Source organism: Methylobacterium fujisawaense, from assembly GCF_014138435.1.
GTDB classification, from domain to species: Bacteria; Pseudomonadota; Alphaproteobacteria; order Rhizobiales; family Beijerinckiaceae; genus Methylobacterium; species Methylobacterium fujisawaense.
The window spans coordinates 255,989-273,505 of record NZ_JACJIM010000001.1 but is presented as its reverse complement, the minus strand read 5'-3'; the positions used below and the strand labels follow the sequence as shown (position 1 = coordinate 273,505).

The window sequence follows — 17,517 nt, the reverse complement described above, 5'->3', positions numbered from 1 at the left end:
AACCCGGCGGCATCATGGCGGATCTGGCGCTCACGCGCTTTTAACTCCTGGTCTGCGACAGCTACGCGCCAGCTTGCCGCCAAGGCAGGCCTGACGACGGGGCTGGACCGCCGATGAACTACGCCGCCAACGCCTACGCCAAGACATCCCACAGCGCCCTCTCGCCGCGCGAAGCTGAATCCGCGGTTCTGCTGAAAGCGGCGCAGAAGCTGATCGGTGCGAGCCAGGGGCTCTCCGAGGGCGATGCCGGGCGCCTCAACGACGCCCTGTCGTTCAACCAGCGCGTCTGGACGCTGCTGACCTCCGAGGCCACGTCGGACCTGAACCCGCTCCCTTCGGACGTCAAGCAGGGCGTCGGCCGCCTGGGCGTGTTCGTGCTCCAGAGCTGCATCGACACGATGATCGCGCCGACGCCCGAGAAGATCGCGACGCTCGTGTCGATCAACAACCACATCGCCGCCGGCCTGCAGGGCAATCCCGGCTGAGGCCCGAGAGCCGTCAGGAAGCCGCCGACGTTTCCGGCAGGTCCGGCTGGGACACCGCGCCGGCGGCTTCCCACTCGACGAGTTTGCGGCTCAGCTTGAGCGCCCGATAATACGCGCCGGTCTCGACGGCCTGGGCGATCCCCGCGATGTGAGGGGCCGCCGCCGGCGCGAGCCCCAGCAGATCCGTCGCCTGCCGGAAGAACAGGTCGATCCCCTGCGTCGGATCGTCGGCGAGGTAGATGACCGTCAGGGTCAGGTGGAGGCGCTTGCAGGCCGTGTCGGCCTCGGTCTCCGTGATGATCTCACTCTCGCGCAGGAACTTGCACTGCGTCTCGATCAAGAAGGTCGAGCGCCGGTCGCCGTTGCGCAGCAGGGCACCGTTGATGATCAGCCGTTCGAAGGGCTTGAGTTCCAGACGCAGGGGCATCGGGCGTTCCTTTCTAGAAGACCCGGCGATCTCATTCGCGAACCGTTAACGTTTCGAGAATTCCCGCCCCGAGCGCAGCCGTTGCACCACGCGGGTGCCGTGATAAACTCCCACAAATGACGACCGGGTGAAGCGTGTCGGGGAGGTCCGATGACGGCGCAGACGGATCGGCGCGCACGGTATCCGAGCCTCGGTGGCAAGCGCGTCCTGGTCACGGGCGGCGCCTCGGGAATCGGCGCGGGTCTGGTCGAGGCCTTCGTCGGCCAGGGGGCCCGCGTCCTGTTCTGCGACATCGCGGATGATGCGGCGAACGCAGTGGTGGCGCGTCTGACGCCCGGCGCCGCGCACGCCCCGCTCTACCGGCGCTGCGACCTGACGGATGTCGATGCGGTTCGCGCGCTGGTCGCCGAGGCGGATACGGTTCTGGGCGGCTTGGATATCCTGATCAACAATGCCGGCAACGACGACCGCCACAGCCTCGCCGAGGTGACGCCCGCCTATTGGGACGACCGGATGGCGGTGAACCTGCGCCACCTGTTCTTCGCCGCCCAGGCGGCGGTGCCGGCGATGCGGCGTGCGGGCGGCGGCGTGATCCTCAATTTCGGATCGATCAGCTGGCATCTCGGGCTGAAGGAGATGCCGCTCTACCAGACCGCAAAGGCGGCGATCGAGGGGATGACCCGCGCCCTGGCCCGCGACCTCGGCCGCGATGGGATCCGGGTGGTGTCGATCATCCCCGGCAACGTCCAGACGCCGCGGCAGGAGAGATGGTACACGCCTGAGGGCGAGGCGGACATCGTCGCCGCGCAATGCCTTGACGGCCGGATACAGCCGGCCGACGTCGCCGCGCTGGTCCTGTTCCTCGCCTCGGACGATGCCCGGATGTGTACAGGCCACCCCTACGTCATCGACGCGGGGTGGCGCTGATCGGGAGCCGGGCAGGAGACCGGCCGGACATGAGACCGGCCGGACAGGGGGCGCGGGTCCGCGCTCCGGCCCGGCCCGCTTCCGTGCCTCAGTCGCACGTCTCCTTCTTGACGGTCTTGGAGTCGCCCATGTCGTTCTCCTTGCGCACCGTCTTGGTGACGCAGCCGTCGCCATGGTCGTGGACGGTCACGGATTTCGACTCGGTCGCCGGGCGGTCGACGACGACGGCCGGCCGGTCGCGCTCGATGACGGTGGTCTGGGCCTGTGCGGCGGCGCCGAGGCTCAACAGGGCGGCGGTCGCGAGCAAGGTCTTGCGCATGCTGAAACTCCAATACCGGTTTCGGTACCGGGTAACGGCGGTCACAGCTTGAGCGTTCCGCAGAGCCGTCGGTCTCGAAGGCGGACCGAACCCGTAAAAAAACTTGGCTCGGCCCGCGCGCCGTTCGGTTCGAAGCAGAGCCGGAGCGACGGCGCCAATGACTGCGGAACCGGGACCAAGACAACCCCGGTGGACTACGTGCGCGGCGTGGCCGGGCCTCAGCCGCCCGTCATCGGCGGGAAGAAGGCGATCTCGCGGGCGCCGGCGATCGGCGCGTCCGGCTTGGCGTGGACCCGATCGATCGCGGCCCGGACGACGCCCGGATCCTCGAAGGCGTAGGCATATTCCTCGCCCCGGCCCCGGAGCCACCCGACGAGGTCGGCGACGGTGGCGACCTCCGCCGGCGGTGCCAGCTCCTCCTCGGGGCGGCCGATCCGCTCGCGGACCCAGGCGAAATAGACGAGCTTCATCGCATCACCGTAGCGAAGACAGGGCAGGGACCGCACGTCCCGCAGGCCGATCCGTCAGCGCGGATCGTCGATGACGTGCTTGATCCCGGCCCGCATGTAGTCCCAGCCGGTCCAGAGCGTGAGGGCGGCGGCCAGCCACAGCAGCGTCAGGCCGATCGGCTCGGTCCCCGGCAGCAGGGTCTCGCCCGCCGGGCCGGCCACCAGGAAGCCGAGAGCCACGAGCTGCACGGTGGTCTTCCATTTGGCGATCTTGCTGACGGGCACCCCGACCTTCAGCTCGGCCAGGTACTCGCGCAGGCCGGAAACCAGCACCTCGCGGCACAGGATCACGATGGCCGCCCAGATATTCGAGCCGACGATCGTGTGGTCCGCCGTCAGCATCAGCAGGCACGCCGAGACGAGAAGCTTGTCGGCGATCGGATCGAGCATCCGGCCGAGCGCCGAGCTCTGATGGTAGGTGCGTGCGACGTACCCGTCCAAATAGTCGGTGATCGCGGCCGCGACGAAAACGCCCAGCGCCGTCCACCGGGCGGTGTGGGATTCGGGCCAGAACAGCAGAGCGACCATCACCGGCACGGCAACGAGGCGCCCGTAGGTCAGGCAATTCGCGAGCGTCCAGGCCGGCGACCGTCGTCGGGGAAGGACGGCGTTCATCGCAGGGGTGAAATCAGAGCGGGGCCCGGGCGTCAACGTCCTGGTTTCGGTCTCGGCCATCGCGGTCGGGTTCTCAGGCGCCGGCATGGAAGAAGTCGTAGACCGCCCGCGCGGTGGCGGCGTTCACGCCCGGTGTCTTGGCCAGATCCTCGAAGGCCGCACGCTCGATGGCCTTCACGGTCCCGAAGTGATGGAGCAGCGCGCGCTTGCGGCTGGGCCCGATGCCGGCGATCTCGTCCAGGGGGTTCTTCACCATCTCGCGCTTCCGCTTGGCCCGGTGGCTGCCGATGGCGAAGCGGTGCGCCTCGTCCCGGAGCCGTTGCACGAAGTAGAGCGTCGGGTCGCGCGGCGGAAGCTTGAAGGGCGGCCGGCCGGGCACGAAAAACGTCTCGCGCCCGGCATCCCGGTCGCGGCCCTTGGCGACGCCGATCAGCGGCACGCCCGAGACGCCGACCTCCTCCAGGGCCGTCCGCGCGGCGTCGAGCTGGCCCTTGCCGCCGTCGATCAGCACGAGGTCCGGCCAGGCCGGGAACGCCTCGCTCTCCTCGGCCGGCACCGGCTCCTGGACGCCGCCCTCGACGGCGGCGGCCGCGGCTTCGCGTTCGGTGCGCGGTGACTCCTTCACCAGCCGCTTGAAGCGCCGCTGCAGGACTTCGCGCATCATGCCGTAATCGTCGCCCGGGGTGAGCTCCTCGGACTTGATGTTGAACGTTCGGTAATGCGTCTTCATGAAGCCCGTCGGGCCGGCGACGATCATGCCGCCGACCGCGTTCGTCCCCATGATGTGCGAGTTGTCGTAGACCTCGATCCGGCGGGGCGCGCCGTCGAGCCCGAAGGCTTGGCCGAGCGCCGCGAGCAGCTTGCCCTGGGAGGCCGTGTCGGCGAGGCGCCGCGCCAAGGCTTCCTTGGCGTTGCGCTGGGCGTAGTCGACGAGGTTCTTCCGCTCGCCGCGGCTCGGCTTGTGGATCTCGACGCGGTACTCGACCCGGCTCGACAGGGCCGCCGCCACCAGCTCGGCATCCTCGACCGCATGGCTCGTCAGCACCGTCCGGGGCGCCGGCTTGTCGTCGTAGAACTGGCCGATGAACGACCCGAGCACCTCGTCGGGGGTCATCGACCGGTCGGCCTTGGGGAAATAGGCGCGGTTGCCCCAGTTCTGGAAGTTCCGGAAGAAGAACACTTCGATGCAGAACTGGCCGGCCTGCTCGTCGAGCGCGAACACGTCCGCTTCCTCCACGCCCTGGGTGTTGACCCCCTGCACGCCCTGGATCGCCGACAGCGCGGCGATCCGGTCCCGGAAGCGGGCGGCGCGTTCGAACTCCATCGCTTCCGAGGCTTCCTGCATCTCGGTGCGCATCCGGTCCTTCACGGCGTTCGACTTGCCCGCCAGGAACGCCCGGGCGGAATCCGCCATGGCGGCGTAATCCTCTGTGGCGATCTCGCCGGTGCAGGGGCCGGAGCAGCGCTTGATCTGGAAGAGCAGGCAGGGACGGGTGCGGTTCTCGTAGTAGCTGTCCGTGCAGGTGCGCAGGAGAAAGGCGCGCTGCAGGGCGTTCACTGTCCGGTTCACCGCCCAGACGCTGGCGAAGGGCCCGTAATAATTGCCCTTCCGGCGCCGGGCGCCCCGGTGCTTGACGATCTGCGGGGCGGGGCCGTCGTCGGTGACCAGAATGTAGGGGAACGACTTGTCGTCCCGCATCAGCACGTTGAAGCGGGGCTTCAGCTGCTTGATCAGGTTGGCTTCGAGGAGCAGCGCCTCGGTCTCGGTGGCGGTGGTGACGAACTCCATCGCCGCCGTCTGCGAGATCATCCGGGCGATGCGGTTCGAATGCGCCTGACCCCGCGCATAGGAGCCGACCCGGGCCTTCAGGTTCTTGGCCTTCCCGACATAGAGGACGTCGCCGCGATGATCGAACATCCGGTAGACGCCGGGCGAGGACGGCAGGGTCGACCAGAACCGGCGGATCACCTCGGTGCCGGCCTGGACGGCACCCGGCTCGAAGTCGAAATCGATTTCCGGCGCCTCCGTGTCGGGGAGGCCGGCTTCCGGCGCGTCGGCGGTCTCGTCCCGCTCGGCGTCGCGGCCGTCGTCGAAGGTGTCCGGGGGCAGGTCTGAGAGGGCTCTGCGGCTCATACCGCAGATCTAAGCGTTCCTGAGCGCCAGCGGGACCGGGGCGGCGACAAAAATCGCGCGCCCGGACCGGAGATCAGTCGAACAGCGAGTCGATGTCGCTCTGGTCGACGTGGCCGGGATCGTGGTCGAGCTTCGGACCGTTCAGGAGCGAGCTCTCGTCGTCCAGGGAGGTCGGCACCGGCATGACGGTGATGAGCTCCTTGAAGCTGTCGAGCTCCGACCACGTGGCGATCAGCCGGTCGAGATGCTCCTCGATGAACTTCATCACGCCGACGATCTTGGTGATCCGCTGGCCGGTCAGGTCTTGGAAGTTGCAGGCCTCGTAGGCGGTGATCACGCGCTCGAGGATCACGTCGACGTGCTGCTTCAGCCCGGGCGGCAGCGTCGCGGCGTTGAGCATGCCGGCGTGGCTCTCGATCTCCTCGATCGCCCCGAGGAGCTGCGTCGTGGCGCGCTCCGTCGAATCGACCACGGCGTCGAGTTCGTCGGCCGCCCGGCGCATGCCCTTGCCGGTATTCTCCGTCCGATGCAGCGTCGCCAGCTCCGACTTGGTGCGGGTGATCGCCTCCTTCATCACGTCGAGTTCCGTGCGCATCGCGAGCGCTTCGTGCAGCTCGCGCCGGCACGACTCGATCGTCTCGCTGGCGCTCATCTGCGTGACGCGGCGCAAGTCCTGGATGGCGCTGAAGATTTCTTCGAGTCGCTCGTTCGAGGCGATCGAGCCCGGACCAGGCTGGGGAGCCGCGGGAATCCCGAGGCTGTCTTCGATGCGATAGCGCTTCTGGGTCATCGTCCGGGCGTGGGCGTTCGGGTTCCGTCGACGCAACTCTCTACCACATCGGTTAGCGGACTGTGACTGCCAAGCTTTTTCCGAGCGTTCCGGGCTCCTTCCCGAAGGCGCGGCGGGCTGCGATGAACGGTTAACCGGCGATTCACGCTGCCGCCGACGGGCCGGGGAGAGACCGCGGCCTCGGCGCGATTCACCACGTTCCTTCACCTGATTCGGTAAAATGCCGCGGGATCGTTCGCGGGCCGGGCGCTTGGGCGCCGGCTCGGGAGCATGCGACGATGCGGGGTTCGGTCCGATTGGGAATGGCGGCGGCCGCGGCCGCTTTCGTGCTGTGCGGGCCTGCGCGCGCGCAGCAGGCGCGCTACGCCGAGGGCGGCTACGGCGGCGGCCTGATCGAGTACCTCGTCACCGGCAGCGCCGGGGGCGGCGGCCGCGGCTGGCCGCAGCGCTCCGCGGCCCCGCAGCGGGCGGCGACGTCCCAGCGGGTCGCGGCCTATTCCGGGGAGCTGGTGCCGGCCGAACCGGAGGCCGCTCAGGCATACGGACAATCCTATGGACAGGCTTACGGTGCGGCTCAGCCCTACGGCGCGCCGCCCGCGGCCGCCTACGGAGCATCCCAGGCGGATCCCGCCCGGATCGCTCGTGCGGTCGCGCCGGAATTCCAGCGCCAGGAGGTTCCGTTCGCGGGGCCGCAGAAGCCCGGGACGATCGTCATCGATACCGCCGGCAAGCATCTCTACCTCGTGCAGGCCGGCCAGCGCGCCCTCCGCTACGGGATCGGCGTCGGCCGTCCCGGCTTCGCCTGGAGCGGTCTCAAGACCGTCAGCCGCAAAGCGGAGTGGCCGGACTGGACACCGCCGGCGGAGATGCTCGCCCGCCGGCCCGACCTGCCGCGCCACATGGCCGGCGGGCCGGAGAATCCCCTCGGGGCGCGGGCCCTGTATCTCGGCTCATCGCTCTACCGGATCCACGGCACCAACGAGCCCAACACGATCGGTCAGTCGGTCTCGTCGGGCTGCATCCGGATGATGAACGACGACGTCGTCGACCTCTACGACCGCGTGCCGGTGGGAACACGCGTCGAAGTCCTGTGAGCGCCTGACGTCGTCGGCATCACGAAAGCTGCATCTTCGGATACGAAGAGGCCCGGCCGCGCCTGACGCGACCGGGCCTCTTTCTTTGGGGGCTGAGCCGGGGCTGGACGATCAGGTCCAGTCGCTGTCGTCGCCGCCGCCCAGGTCGCCGCCGAAATCGCCACCCGGATCGCTGTAGTTCGCGTCCTGGAAGCTACCCAGGTCGCCGCCGCTGTTGTCCAGGGCGGCTCCGAGATCCTGGTTGCCACCGTCGCCGTAGTAGTTGTTGACCACGGTCTCGCCGGCACCGCCGCCCAGGCCGGCGGCCGCAGCGCTGCCGAGGCTCGAATGGCCGCCCGCGAAGGCGTTCGACAGGGCGCTGCCCAGGAGCATGCCGCCGGCCGCGCCCGCCGCCATGGGGAGCGCCGTCGCCATGAAGCCGCCGCCGCGGGCCGGCGCCTGCGGCTGACCGCCCCACGGGCCGCCCTGCTGGGGATAGCCGCCCTGCTGGGGATAGCCCCCCTGCTGCGGGTAGCCTTGCTGGGGATAGCCCTGCGGGGGGGCGCCGCCCTGATTGCCCCAGGGTTGTCCGGCGGGACGCTGCTGTGCGTAGCCGGGCTGCGGCTCCTGGCGCTGGCTGCCGCCGCCGAAGATGCTCGACAGAAAGCCGCCGCCGCCCGAGGGCTGCGCAGAGGCCGCCTGGCTGCGCGCCTGCTCCAGCTGCTGGTTCAGGCTCTTGATCGCCTCTTCCTGGACGTAGATCAGCTGCGCCATCGCGTAGGGCGCGTAGGGCTGGGCGCGGATCTTGTCGGCGATGAAGCGCTCCGCCTCCGCGTCGCGGGGCTGGGTCTGCGCCTGCTCCAGCCGCTGGAAGATGCCCGAAATGACGTCGCGTTCTTCGCTGTTCATGGAGTCGTCCTCCTCGAATCTCACCCGCGGGCCCGAACGCGCCGCATGGCAGACACGACATGGGTGCGCGGCGACGCTTTGTCAGGGGGATTGCGAAAACTTCATCCGCCGGCCGCGAAAAACGAGAAGCCCGACCTTTCGGCCGGGCTTCCCAGAGGCGGATCCCGAACGCGGCCGTAGCCGCGCCGTCGCGCAATCCTAGAAGGTGCCGAACTTGTAGTTCAGGCCGGCGCGGACGACGGCGAACTCGTCGGAGCGGCGGCCGACGCCGCTGTAGACGACGGGGAAGTTGTTGGCGGCGTTGACGACGAGCGCGCCCTGGTTGCGGGTACCGCGGTCGAGATTGACGTACAGGCCTTCGACCTTGAGCGTCACGGCCGACGAGCGGAAGAAGTTCAGGAAGGAGTCGGTGGGAAGGGCATACTCGATGCCGCCGCCGGCGGCCCAGCCGGTGCGGAAGCTGTCGTTGCCGGCATAGCCGCCGAAGGAGCGGTCGGCGCTGCCCGAGCCGTAGGCGAAGCCGCCGGTGCCGTAGATCAGGGTGCGGTCGAAGGCGTAGCCGAGACGACCGCGGACGGTGCCGAAGAAGTCGAGGCTGGAGAGGCCGCGCGGGTCGGTGACGTAGTAGCCGGGGGCCAGCGCGCCGGAGATGAAGGCGTTGTTCCGGCTGCGGCCGAAGTCGAGGTACTGGGCGTCGGCCTCGACGCCGATGACGATGCCGGAGCCGGGGGTGAACTGGTAGTTGTAGCCGACCTGGCCACCGCCGGAGAAGCCGTCCTGGCTGCGGTTGCGGAAGGTCGCGACGGTGCCGGGAGCGGCGTAGGGGAAGGGCACGCCGAAGCTGGAACCGGTGTTGCGGTCGCTGGCGTCGAAAGCGTAGCCGGCGTTGATACCGAAATAGGCGCCGGTCCAGGTGAAGACCGGGACGGGGGTGAAGATCGGCGGGGGGGCGGCGCGGCGCGGCAGGTCGGCGGCGAAGGCCGAGCCGGCGAAGGCGACGCCCGCGAGGGCCGTGGTCACACGGAGCAGGGATTTCATCATCTGGTCCTCACTGGTGGTCCGCCCCGACCGTGGCCGGACGGGGGCGTAACCGGATCTGGCTGCGTTCCAGCGGTTCCAGGGCTGCTTTGCGCTCCGCGGTGTCGCCGACCGCATTCGCGGCCCCTTATGGCAACCCGCCGTTTATCCCCGGCACCTTGACCCCCCAACGCGGGCGAATGGCCAAGGTTCATTCACGGCTACGCTTTTTTCTCACCCGTGCATCGACAAAGTGTCGCACCTCTGGTGTCCGATGGCGGACCGTGTCGTCAGGGGACGAGCGTCACGGCGGAGATGAGGCGGCCGTAATCGGCCTCGCCGCGATGCGTGGTCCGCCGATAGCTGTAGAACCGCTCCGGATCCGCGTAGGTGCAGAGGTTGAGCGCGCTGGCTTCCCCGACCTCGGCCTCGGCGAGCCGGGCCAGGATGAAGCCCGGCAGGTCGAACTGCGCGTGTCCGGGCCGCGTGCCGGCCGCGAGGAAGCGCTCCATGCCGGGGGCGTCGGACCGGAACCGGGTGATGAAGTCCGGGCCGACCTCGTAGGAAGCCTGCCCGATCGTCGGGCCCAGCACGGCGACGATCCGCTGCCGCCGCGCGCCGAGCGCCTCCATCGCCGCCACCGTCGCGCCGATCACGCCGGTGAGGGCGCCCTTCCAGCCGGCATGGGCGGCACCGACGACCCCGTTCTCGGGATCCGCGAACAGGATCGGCCCGCAATCCGCCGTGGCGATACCGAGCGCCAGGCCCGGCTTCCGCGTCACCATGGCGTCGGCCTTGGGCCGCTCCGCCGCCGCGAAGGGCGCTTCGACGGTGACGACATCGGCCGAGTGGACCTGGTACAGGCTGACGAGCCGATCCGGCGGCAGGCCGAGCCGGCCGCACATCCGCGCCCGGTTCTCGGCGACACGCTCCGGCACGTCCTGGGAGCCGAGCCCACCGTTGAGCGACGCGTAGAGGCCGTCCGAAACCCCGCCGACGCGGGTGAAGAAGGCGTGGCGCACGCCCGCATGCGCGGAGAGTTCCGGCGCCTCGATGATCATGCCTGCGGTCACGGTCGGCCTCGCGGTTGCTCGTATCGCGCCCCGATAGCGCAAGGGCGGACCCTTGACGATGTCGTTCAACCGTCAGATTCTTGCTGCATTGCAGTATGGAGCCGATCCGGCTCCGCCTTGAGAAGGATCGCAATGTCACGAGGGATCGAGACCGACGTCCTGCCCGAGACGCCCGAGGCTGAAGAGCCCCGGATCCCGAGCGCGCCCGCCCACCCCGTCACGGGAGAGCCCGCCGCCTTCGACCCGACCGACCTCAACCCGCCTGCACCGCCGACACCGCGGCCGTCCACCCAGACGGATTCCGGCTTCGGCTCCTTCGGCTGACCGAATCCGGCCCCCTGCGGGGCCGAGGATCGGCCCGGCGGCTCAGGCCGCCGGAAACCCCGGGAGCGGTCCGAGGGCCGGGCCGCTCACCGCCATCACCTTGAACAGGCTGCCCATCCCGCCCCGGCTCGGATCCGTGAGGCGGGTGATTGCCGCGTCGATCGCGGCGGATTGCGCCGCATTGGCCCGGGCCTTCAGACGTTCGGCACGGGCGCCGAGTCCGAGGGCTGCCAGGAAGTCGCCCTGGTCCACCGGCCCATGGATCGCCGCGCCCTCGGCCTGTGCCGCCTTCGCGTGGGCGGCGAAATCGACATGATGCGTCAGATCCGCCTCGCCGGGCGCGGCCAGTGGATCGGCGAAGCGATGCCCCGACAGGGCCTGGAGGGTGTCGCCGAAGCCTGGTCGGACATGGCCGTAATCGATGGCCAGCAGGCTGCCCCCCTGGGTGCACAGACGCCGCGCCAAGCTGCGCATCAGCGCGAGCCCGGCCGTCGGCACGCTCATGAGCGCCCCGTCCGGGCCGTCCGCGTCGAGGCCGGGGGTCGGCTCCGGCGACAGCCCGAAGGCGAGGCCGCCCTGCGGATCGAGGCCGACCTGCCGCTCGTGCCAGCCCGTCGGCCGGCGCTCGAACTGGCGCACCGGCAGGCAGTCGAAGAACTCGTTCGCCAGGATGATCGCGGGACCCGGAGGCAGCGACTCGATGTCGGCGTGCCACGCCGCGCCGGTCCCGGCGAGGAGGCGTTCCTGCGCGGCCCGCAGGACCGGGCTGGTCTCCACCAGATGCGGTGCCACGCGCATTCCCGGGCGCGCCGACCGCAACGCCCGCAGCGCGTCCGCCATCAGCGTGCCGCGGCCGGGCCCCAGCTCCACCAGAACCAGGGGATCGGGTCGTCCCATCAACTCGTGGACATAGGCGCTCCAGGCACCGATCAACTCGCCGAACATCTGGCTGATCTCGGGCGCGGTGGTGAAGTCGCCCCGAGCGCCCAGAGGGTCGCGGGTGCGGTAGTAGCCGTGGACCGGATGGCCGAGGCACAGGGCCATGTAGCGATCGACGCCGATCGGCCCGTTCTGGCGGATCAGCGCCGCGATCTCGGCTCCGAGGGGGCTCACGCCTCGACGGCCGCCTTGCGGTCCGCCTCGGCGGCGGGTGTCGCCACCGGATGGCGCGGACGCGTCCGGCCGGTCCCGGCCAGCACGATGTAGGTGAGGCCGACGACCATCATCGGCACGCACAGCAGCATGCCCATGGTCACGCCGCCGCCCATCGGACCGAAATGGTCGCCGAACAGGAAGCCGAGCTGGCGGTCCGGCTCGCGGAAGAACTCGCAGAAGGTCCGCGCCAGGGCGTAGCCGAGGACGAAGATGCCGCCGAGGAGGCCGGGCTTGCGGAAGCCGAACCGGCGGACGCTCACCGCCATCACGATGAACAGCAGCAGACCTTCTGTGGCGGCCTCGTAGAGCTGGCTCGGATGGCGGGGCACGGGCCCGCCGCTCGGGAACACGATGGCGTAGGGGAAGTCCGGCGCCACGCGGCCCCAGAGTTCGCCGTTCACGAAATTGGCGATCCGGCCGAAGAACAGGCCGATCGGCACGACCACCGCGCCGATGTCGAGGAGCGTGTAGCCGTTAAGGCCCTTGCCGCGCGCGAACAGCAGGAAGGCCAGGATCGCCCCGATGAAGCCGCCGTGGAACGACATGCCGCCGTTGCGGATCGCCAGGATCTCCATCGGATCGGCGATGTACATCGGGAGATTGTAGAACAGCACGTAGCCGATCCGGCCGCCGAGCACGACGCCGAGCGCCACCCAGACGACGAGGTCGTCGATGTCGACGACCTGCGGGCGCTTCACCACGCCCCAGAGGCTGTCGGCCATGACGAGGCGGCGCGCGTAGTACCACCCGCCGATCAGGCCGGCGATGTAGGCGAGGGCGTACCATTTGATCGTGATCGGCCCGATCGCGAGCGCCACAGGATCGATGGCCGGAAAGGGCAGGGCGAGGAACGGCATCAGTCTCACCTCCGGGGCGGCCGGATTGGACGCCGGAGGGGCGACGCGTCAAGCCCGGCGGAGGATCACCAGATCCGCTCCACGATACCGTCGAAGACGGTGTCTGCGGAGATCAGCGGATACGCGTAGTGGAGTGCGGTGGCGGCGAGGAGGCGGTCGAACGGATCACGATGGTGCCAGTCCATCGTGCCACCGGTGAGGCAGATGGCGGGCAGCAAGTCGGCGACCCGGCCGCCTTGCTGATCGAGGAGAGCGACGAGCTGATCGACATACGCGGCCATCTGGGGCCATTTTCCGAGACGCACCTTCTGCGCGATCTCGAAGAACGAGATGGGACTGACTTCAACCGATCCCGCGCCGGTGATCGCCGCCCGCGCGCGGGCCGATAGCCTCGGATCGTCGGTCAGGCTCCATGCCCAAGTATGCGTATCGAGGAGAACGGCGGTCAAAGATCGCCTTCCCAGAGCGCGATCTCGTCCTCAGGGATCGGTTCGAGCCAATCCGGTCCTCGCCCCAGGGCAAGCGGAGGCAGAATGCCGACGCGGAACGAAGACGTCGTAATGGGAACGATGCGGGCTACGGGCCGGTCTGCCTGGGAAAGGATCACGTCCTCGCCCTGTGCGGCGGCTTCAATAAGTTGCGGAAGGCGGCCTCCGGCAGCCTCGACGCTGATGCGCATGATGGCGCTCGCTCACGGAATCTACGAATAGAGCCTACCTGCTCCACGATGGCGAGCAAGTCGGCGCTGCGTCCTCAATTCCGGAGGAACAGGAAACCGTGGCCGCCCGGCCCGCTACAGTAGGCCGCCGTGCGATCGGCGGAGATTCGCAAGCGCGGGCTTTCCGGACGGTCCGTCGCGAACAGGCGATCTAAATCAGTCGCTCCAAAAACATAGCGGGTCGCGGCCCGGTCGGCGGGCCCGAAGACGAGCCGCCGTTCGGTGGCGGGCACGCGATAATGCAGCAGTTCCACGTGCGGCGCCGGCTCCGGCGGTTCCAGCGCCAGCACATCGACCTGCGGATCGTCCAGGCCATCGAGGCGTGCCTGTTCCGGGCCCTGATTCAGGCCGCGTTCCGCCAGCGTGAGACCGAGGGGGCCGGTCAGGAAGGCCAGGGTCGCCTCAAGATCGGTGACGGTGATCGCCGAGTGATCGATCCCCAGAAACAGCCCCGGCGCCTCGCGCCAGCGGTCGGCCGGGGGGCCGCCGGGAAAGACGATCAGCTCCAGCGGGTGCCCGTCGGGGTCACGGAACTTGTAGGCGGTCACGCCCCCCGTGGATTCCGGCAGGCGCTGGGGACCGCCGCGGCTGATGGGAATCGGGGATAGCGGCGCGAGCTGCGCCATCGCGGCCGCCATGTCGCGGACCGGGATCGCGAGATGCTGGAAGAACGGGTCGGTCGCCGCCGGATCGGCCGGGTAGGGCGCACCGGGCGGATCCACCGTGAGGAAGGTGACGGTCTGCGCGCCGAGCCGCATGCGCAGCTGCGTCGCGCGCCTGTCCCCGAGTCCCATCGCTTCCGCCTGCGCGGGGGGCAGGGGTTCCGGCGGCGCGATCCGCGCGAAGCCGAGTCCGTCCCGGTAGAAGGCTTCCGTGACGGCAAGGTCCGCGACGGTGCGGCCGAACCCGATGAGCGCCCGCACCCCGCTCACAGGAGAGGAGCCCCCCGCACGTTCACGTAGATCGCGTAGAGCGCCTGCGAGGCGCAGAGGAAGAGGCGGCTGTTGTTGCGGCCGCCGAAGGTCAGGTTGGCGACCGTCGCGGGCACGCGGATCTTGCCGACCAGCTCGCCGCCCGGGTCGATGCAGTGGACCCCGTCCCCGGCGCTCGACCAGAGATTGCCATGCTCGTCGCAGCGGATCCCGTCGGCATTGCCCGGCGCGATCGTGCAGAAGACGGCGCCCCCGGACAGGCCGCCGTCTTCGCCGACGTCGAACACGCGGACGTGCTGGAGCGGGTCGGTGTCGAACTGCAGGCCGGTCTCGACGATGTAGAGCCTGCGCTCGTCGGGCGAGAAGCACAGCCCGTTCGGCCCCTGGAAATCGTCGGCCACCACCCGCAGCGAGCCGTCGCGCGGGTCGAACCGGTAGACTGCGGCGGGCAGCTCGGAATCCTGCTTGCCGCCTTCGTAGTCGGTCTGGATGCCGTAGGGCGGATCCGAGAACCAGATCGTCCCGTCCGACTTGCAGACGATGTCGTTGGGCGAGTTCAGCCGCCGCCCCCGGTAGCGCTCCACGAGGCTGGTGATGCTTCCGTCGAGTTCGGTGCGGTGGATGCGCCGGCCGCGATGCGAGCAGGACAGCATCCGTCCCTGGCGGTCGCGGGCATGGCCGTTCTCGAAGTCGCTCGCCGCCCGGTAGACGCTCAGGCCGGCAGAGTCGGACCAGCGCATCACCCGGTTGTTCGGGAGATCCGAGAACAGCAGCTCGTCGCGGTCGCCGAACCAGACCGGACCCTCCGTCCAGCGGAACCCCTCGGCGAGCTTCTCCAGCGGCGCGTTCGGCAGGATGTAGGCCTTGAAGCGCGGCTGCGTGAGGTCGAAGCCCTCCATCAGACCGGGCCTACCTGAAGCGGCCGGGCTGATTGACGGTCGGCTCGACCTGCAGGCCGGTCACGATCATGGTGCAGGGCTCGTCGCCCACCGTGCCGGACAGGTGGCCCTTCTTGCCGTCCCGCGCCTTCGTGTTCTGGTCCTCGCCCATCATCAGCTCGCCCGGGCCCATCTCGACCCGGTGGCCGTCCATGGTCTCGACGAACCAGCGCCCCGAGAGGATGGCAATCCATTGCGGCCGTGGGTTCTCGTGCCACTCGCCCACCCACCCGACCGGCAGGACCGTGAAGGTCACGACCGACGGGGCCGGATCCATCTTGTCGTTCCACTGCGGCGCGGTCTCGGGGTTGATCCCCTCGAACTTGAACCGCTCGAGATGGACCAGCTCCTGGCGGCTCACCCCCTCCGCATCGGTGTAGACGTGCCAGTACGGCATCTTCGGAGGGGTCTGCTCGCTCATCGTCGCTCCTGCCGCGGCGGGACACTTGTTGTCCCACAACGGCCGGGCTTGGCGATGGTTCGCGCGCGGATGTCGGCGATCGGGACGGCCGACGTGCCGTCCCGAGGCCGGACCCGCCAGCGGCCCGCGCCGTCACATCTGCTCGGGGATCCGATCCGTCTGCGCGAGGTTCGAGAACCGGGTGATGTTGGCGTCGAATTGCAGCTCCACCGTGCCGGTCGGGCCGTGACGCTGCTTGCCGAGGATGACCTCGGCCTTGCCGTGGACGCGCTGCATCTCGGCCTCCCAGGCGAAGAACTCTTCGGTCCCTTCGCGGGGCTTCTTGTTGCCGACGTAGTATTCCTCACGGAACACGAACATCACCACGTCGGCGTCCTGCTCGATCGAGCCCGATTCGCGAAGGTCGGCGAGCTGCGGGCGCTTGTCGTCGCGGTTCTCCACCTGACGCGAGAGCTGCGACAGGCCGATGATCGGCACCGCCAGTTCCTTGGCGAGCGCCTTCATGCCCGTGGTGATCTCGGTCATCTCCTGCACGCGGTTGTCGCTGCGCTTGCCGGAGCCCGACAGCAGCTGGAGATAGTCGACGATCAGCAGATCCAGCCCCTTCTGGCGCTTGAGGCGCCGGGCCCGGGCGGCGAGCTGGGCGATCGAGATGCCGCCGCTCTGGTCGATGTAGAACGGGATCGTCTGCATGTCGCGGGCGGCATCGGTGATCTTGTAGAAATCTTCCGGCCGGATGTCGCCGCGGCGGATCTTGTAGGAGGGGACGCCCGACTGCTCGGCGATGATACGGGTGGCGAGCTGCTCGGCCGACATTTCGAGGGAGAAAAACCCGACGATCCCGCCATTCACGGTCTTGGTCGTGCCGTCCGCCTGCTTCTCGCCGCGATAGGCCTTGGCGATGTTGAAGGCGATGTTGGTCACCAGCGAGGTCTTGCCCATGGCCGGGCGGCCCGCAAGAATGATCAGGTCGGAGGGCTGGAGGCCGCCCATCTTGGCGTCGAGATCGCTGAGGCCCGTGGCGATGCCGGAGAGCTTGCCCTCGCGCTGATAGGCCTTGGCGGCCATGTCGACCGCGGCGGTCAGCGCGTCGGAGAACTTCTGGAAGCCGCCGTCGTAGCGTCCGGCCTCGGCCAGTTCGTAGAGCCGCCGCTCGGTTTCCTCGATTTGGTCGCGCGGCGCCTGCTCCACGGGCGCCTCGTAGGCGCCGTTCACCAGATCCTCGCCGATGGTGATCAGCCGGCGGCGGATGGCGAGGTCGTAGATCGTGCGGCCGTACTCGCCGGCATTGATCACCGTGGTGGCGTCGGCGGCGAGCCGGGCGAGGTACTGCATCACCGTCTGGCCGCCGAAATCGGCGTCGCCCAGATAGGTCTTCATGGTGATGGGCGTGGCGAGCTTGCCCGCCTTGATCAGGGACGCCGCCACCGTGAAGATCTGCTGGTGGGCATCCTCCATGAAGTGCTCGGCCAGCAGGAAGTCCGACACCCGGTAATAGGCGTCGTTGTTCACCAGGATCGCGCCCAGCAGCGCCTGCTCCGCGTCGATGTTGTGCGGGGCGACGCGGTACTCGGCCTGGACCGTTTCGAGCTTGGCCGTGAGCGCATTGGGCAGGGCCATCGGCGGACGACTCCGTATCAGGCGCCGCGGCGGGCGCGCCAGGATCACACCGCACGACCTTGGCCTCGGTATGGTTACCGAAGCTTAGCCGACGGCCGGTTCTCCCGGGCCGGGGCGCGGAAAAGCGGACGCCCGCCGACTCTCGCGAGCGGCGGGCGTCCATGCTGGAACAAAACTGGAACGTGTCAAGTCTCGGGGGCAATCGTCCCCAGTGTTCACCGATATACAGGGCTGGGCACGGTTCCCAGCCGAACCCGAACGCGGCGCGTCCGGC

General features: G+C 69.2%; 21 protein-coding genes. 4 read left to right on the top strand and 17 right to left on the bottom strand.

Annotated elements, in window-relative coordinates; translation table 11 throughout:
* The first annotated feature begins 113 nt into the window (after nt 1-113).
* Entirely contained in the window at nt 114-485 is a 372-nt protein-coding gene (flaF, locus tag GGQ91_RS01260; RefSeq protein ID WP_043355557.1) for a flagellar biosynthesis regulator FlaF, read from the top strand.
* A 13-nt stretch (nt 486-498) separates the two neighbouring features.
* Here flaF and GGQ91_RS01255 read toward each other — a convergent pair whose 3' ends face one another.
* Nucleotides 499-912, bottom strand: coding sequence for a flagellar biosynthesis repressor FlbT (locus GGQ91_RS01255; protein ID WP_043355555.1), 414 nt, complete (start codon nt 910-912; stop codon nt 499-501).
* Between the two features lie 150 nt (nt 913-1,062).
* On the opposite strand from GGQ91_RS01255, the gene GGQ91_RS01250 reads away from it, so the two are divergent.
* On the top strand, nt 1,063-1,839 hold the full coding sequence (locus GGQ91_RS01250) for a D-xylose 1-dehydrogenase (protein ID WP_043355553.1): 777 nt from the start codon (nt 1,063-1,065) through the stop codon (nt 1,837-1,839).
* Between the two features lie 88 nt (nt 1,840-1,927).
* Here GGQ91_RS01250 and GGQ91_RS01245 read toward each other — a convergent pair whose 3' ends face one another.
* The 5 genes from GGQ91_RS01245 to GGQ91_RS01225 all read right to left on the bottom strand — a co-directional run bounded on the left by GGQ91_RS01245 (nt 1,928) and on the right by GGQ91_RS01225 (nt 6,206).
* A complete protein-coding gene (locus tag GGQ91_RS01245; protein WP_043355551.1) occupies nt 1,928-2,158 on the bottom strand; it encodes a hypothetical protein in 231 nt (76 codons plus the stop codon).
* 218 nt (nt 2,159-2,376) lie between these two features.
* Entirely contained in the window at nt 2,377-2,628 is a 252-nt protein-coding gene (moaD, locus tag GGQ91_RS01240; RefSeq protein ID WP_043355564.1) for a molybdopterin converting factor subunit 1, read from the bottom strand.
* 54 nt (nt 2,629-2,682) lie between these two features.
* Nucleotides 2,683-3,282: a CDP-diacylglycerol--glycerol-3-phosphate 3-phosphatidyltransferase gene (gene pgsA, locus GGQ91_RS01235; RefSeq protein WP_043355549.1), complete on the bottom strand. Its 600-nt coding sequence runs from the start codon at nt 3,280-3,282 to the stop codon at nt 2,683-2,685.
* 73 nt (nt 3,283-3,355) lie between these two features.
* Nucleotides 3,356-5,416 carry an excinuclease ABC subunit UvrC gene (gene uvrC / locus GGQ91_RS01230; RefSeq protein ID WP_043382720.1) on the bottom strand — a complete coding sequence of 687 codons (2,061 nt, stop codon included), beginning with the start codon at nt 5,414-5,416 and terminating at the stop codon, nt 3,356-3,358.
* Between the two features lie 73 nt (nt 5,417-5,489).
* Nucleotides 5,490-6,206, bottom strand: a complete 717-nt coding sequence (locus GGQ91_RS01225; RefSeq protein WP_043382723.1) for a protein phosphatase CheZ — start codon at nt 6,204-6,206, stop codon at nt 5,490-5,492.
* 278 nt (nt 6,207-6,484) lie between these two features.
* On the opposite strand from GGQ91_RS01225, the gene GGQ91_RS01220 reads away from it, so the two are divergent.
* Nucleotides 6,485-7,300 (top strand): L,D-transpeptidase, encoded by an 816-nt coding sequence (locus tag GGQ91_RS01220; RefSeq protein WP_043382726.1) that lies wholly within the window; start codon nt 6,485-6,487, stop codon nt 7,298-7,300.
* Nucleotides 7,301-7,411: 111 nt separating this feature from the next.
* On the opposite strand, the gene GGQ91_RS01215 is transcribed toward GGQ91_RS01220, so the two are convergent.
* From GGQ91_RS01215 to pgeF, 3 genes are all read right to left on the bottom strand, one after another.
* Nucleotides 7,412-8,188 carry a DUF2076 domain-containing protein gene (locus GGQ91_RS01215; RefSeq protein WP_043346900.1) on the bottom strand — a complete coding sequence of 259 codons (777 nt, stop codon included), beginning with the start codon at nt 8,186-8,188 and terminating at the stop codon, nt 7,412-7,414.
* Nucleotides 8,189-8,386: 198 nt separating this feature from the next.
* Nucleotides 8,387-9,226: an outer membrane protein gene (locus tag GGQ91_RS01210; protein WP_043346898.1), complete on the bottom strand. Its 840-nt coding sequence runs from the start codon at nt 9,224-9,226 to the stop codon at nt 8,387-8,389.
* Between the two features lie 269 nt (nt 9,227-9,495).
* On the bottom strand, nt 9,496-10,266 hold the full coding sequence (gene pgeF / locus GGQ91_RS01205) for a peptidoglycan editing factor PgeF (protein ID WP_182591471.1): 771 nt from the start codon (nt 10,264-10,266) through the stop codon (nt 9,496-9,498).
* 144 nt (nt 10,267-10,410) lie between these two features.
* Between pgeF and GGQ91_RS01200 the strand changes: the two genes are divergently transcribed.
* Nucleotides 10,411-10,602: a hypothetical protein gene (locus tag GGQ91_RS01200; RefSeq protein ID WP_043346894.1), complete on the top strand. Its 192-nt coding sequence runs from the start codon at nt 10,411-10,413 to the stop codon at nt 10,600-10,602.
* A 42-nt stretch (nt 10,603-10,644) separates the two neighbouring features.
* Here GGQ91_RS01200 and GGQ91_RS01195 read toward each other — a convergent pair whose 3' ends face one another.
* The 8 genes from GGQ91_RS01195 to GGQ91_RS01160 form a co-directional block, all read right to left on the bottom strand.
* Nucleotides 10,645-11,715 (bottom strand): SAM-dependent methyltransferase, encoded by a 1,071-nt coding sequence (locus GGQ91_RS01195; protein WP_182591197.1) that lies wholly within the window; start codon nt 11,713-11,715, stop codon nt 10,645-10,647.
* Nucleotides 11,712-12,614 (bottom strand): prolipoprotein diacylglyceryl transferase, encoded by a 903-nt coding sequence (gene lgt / locus GGQ91_RS01190; protein ID WP_374701296.1) that lies wholly within the window; start codon nt 12,612-12,614, stop codon nt 11,712-11,714. The genes GGQ91_RS01195 and lgt overlap by 4 nt, the downstream gene beginning before the upstream one ends.
* Before the next feature lie 65 nt (nt 12,615-12,679).
* A complete protein-coding gene (locus GGQ91_RS01185) occupies nt 12,680-13,063 on the bottom strand; it encodes a type II toxin-antitoxin system VapC family toxin (protein ID WP_043346889.1) in 384 nt (127 codons plus the stop codon).
* Entirely contained in the window at nt 13,060-13,293 is a 234-nt protein-coding gene (locus GGQ91_RS01180; protein ID WP_043346886.1) for a type II toxin-antitoxin system Phd/YefM family antitoxin, read from the bottom strand. The genes GGQ91_RS01185 and GGQ91_RS01180 overlap by 4 nt, the downstream gene beginning before the upstream one ends.
* Before the next feature lie 74 nt (nt 13,294-13,367).
* Complete coding sequence (locus GGQ91_RS01175; protein WP_251982210.1) at nt 13,368-14,255, bottom strand: VOC family protein; 888 nt, start codon at nt 14,253-14,255, stop codon at nt 13,368-13,370.
* Between the two features lie 5 nt (nt 14,256-14,260).
* On the bottom strand, nt 14,261-15,163 hold the full coding sequence (locus GGQ91_RS01170) for an SMP-30/gluconolactonase/LRE family protein (RefSeq protein WP_053611134.1): 903 nt from the start codon (nt 15,161-15,163) through the stop codon (nt 14,261-14,263).
* Between the two features lie 10 nt (nt 15,164-15,173).
* Nucleotides 15,174-15,623 (bottom strand): cupin domain-containing protein, encoded by a 450-nt coding sequence (locus GGQ91_RS01165; protein WP_182591196.1) that lies wholly within the window; start codon nt 15,621-15,623, stop codon nt 15,174-15,176.
* Between the two features lie 132 nt (nt 15,624-15,755).
* A complete protein-coding gene (locus GGQ91_RS01160; protein WP_043346877.1) occupies nt 15,756-17,243 on the bottom strand; it encodes a replicative DNA helicase in 1,488 nt (495 codons plus the stop codon).
* Nucleotides 17,244-17,517 lie beyond the last annotated feature (274 nt).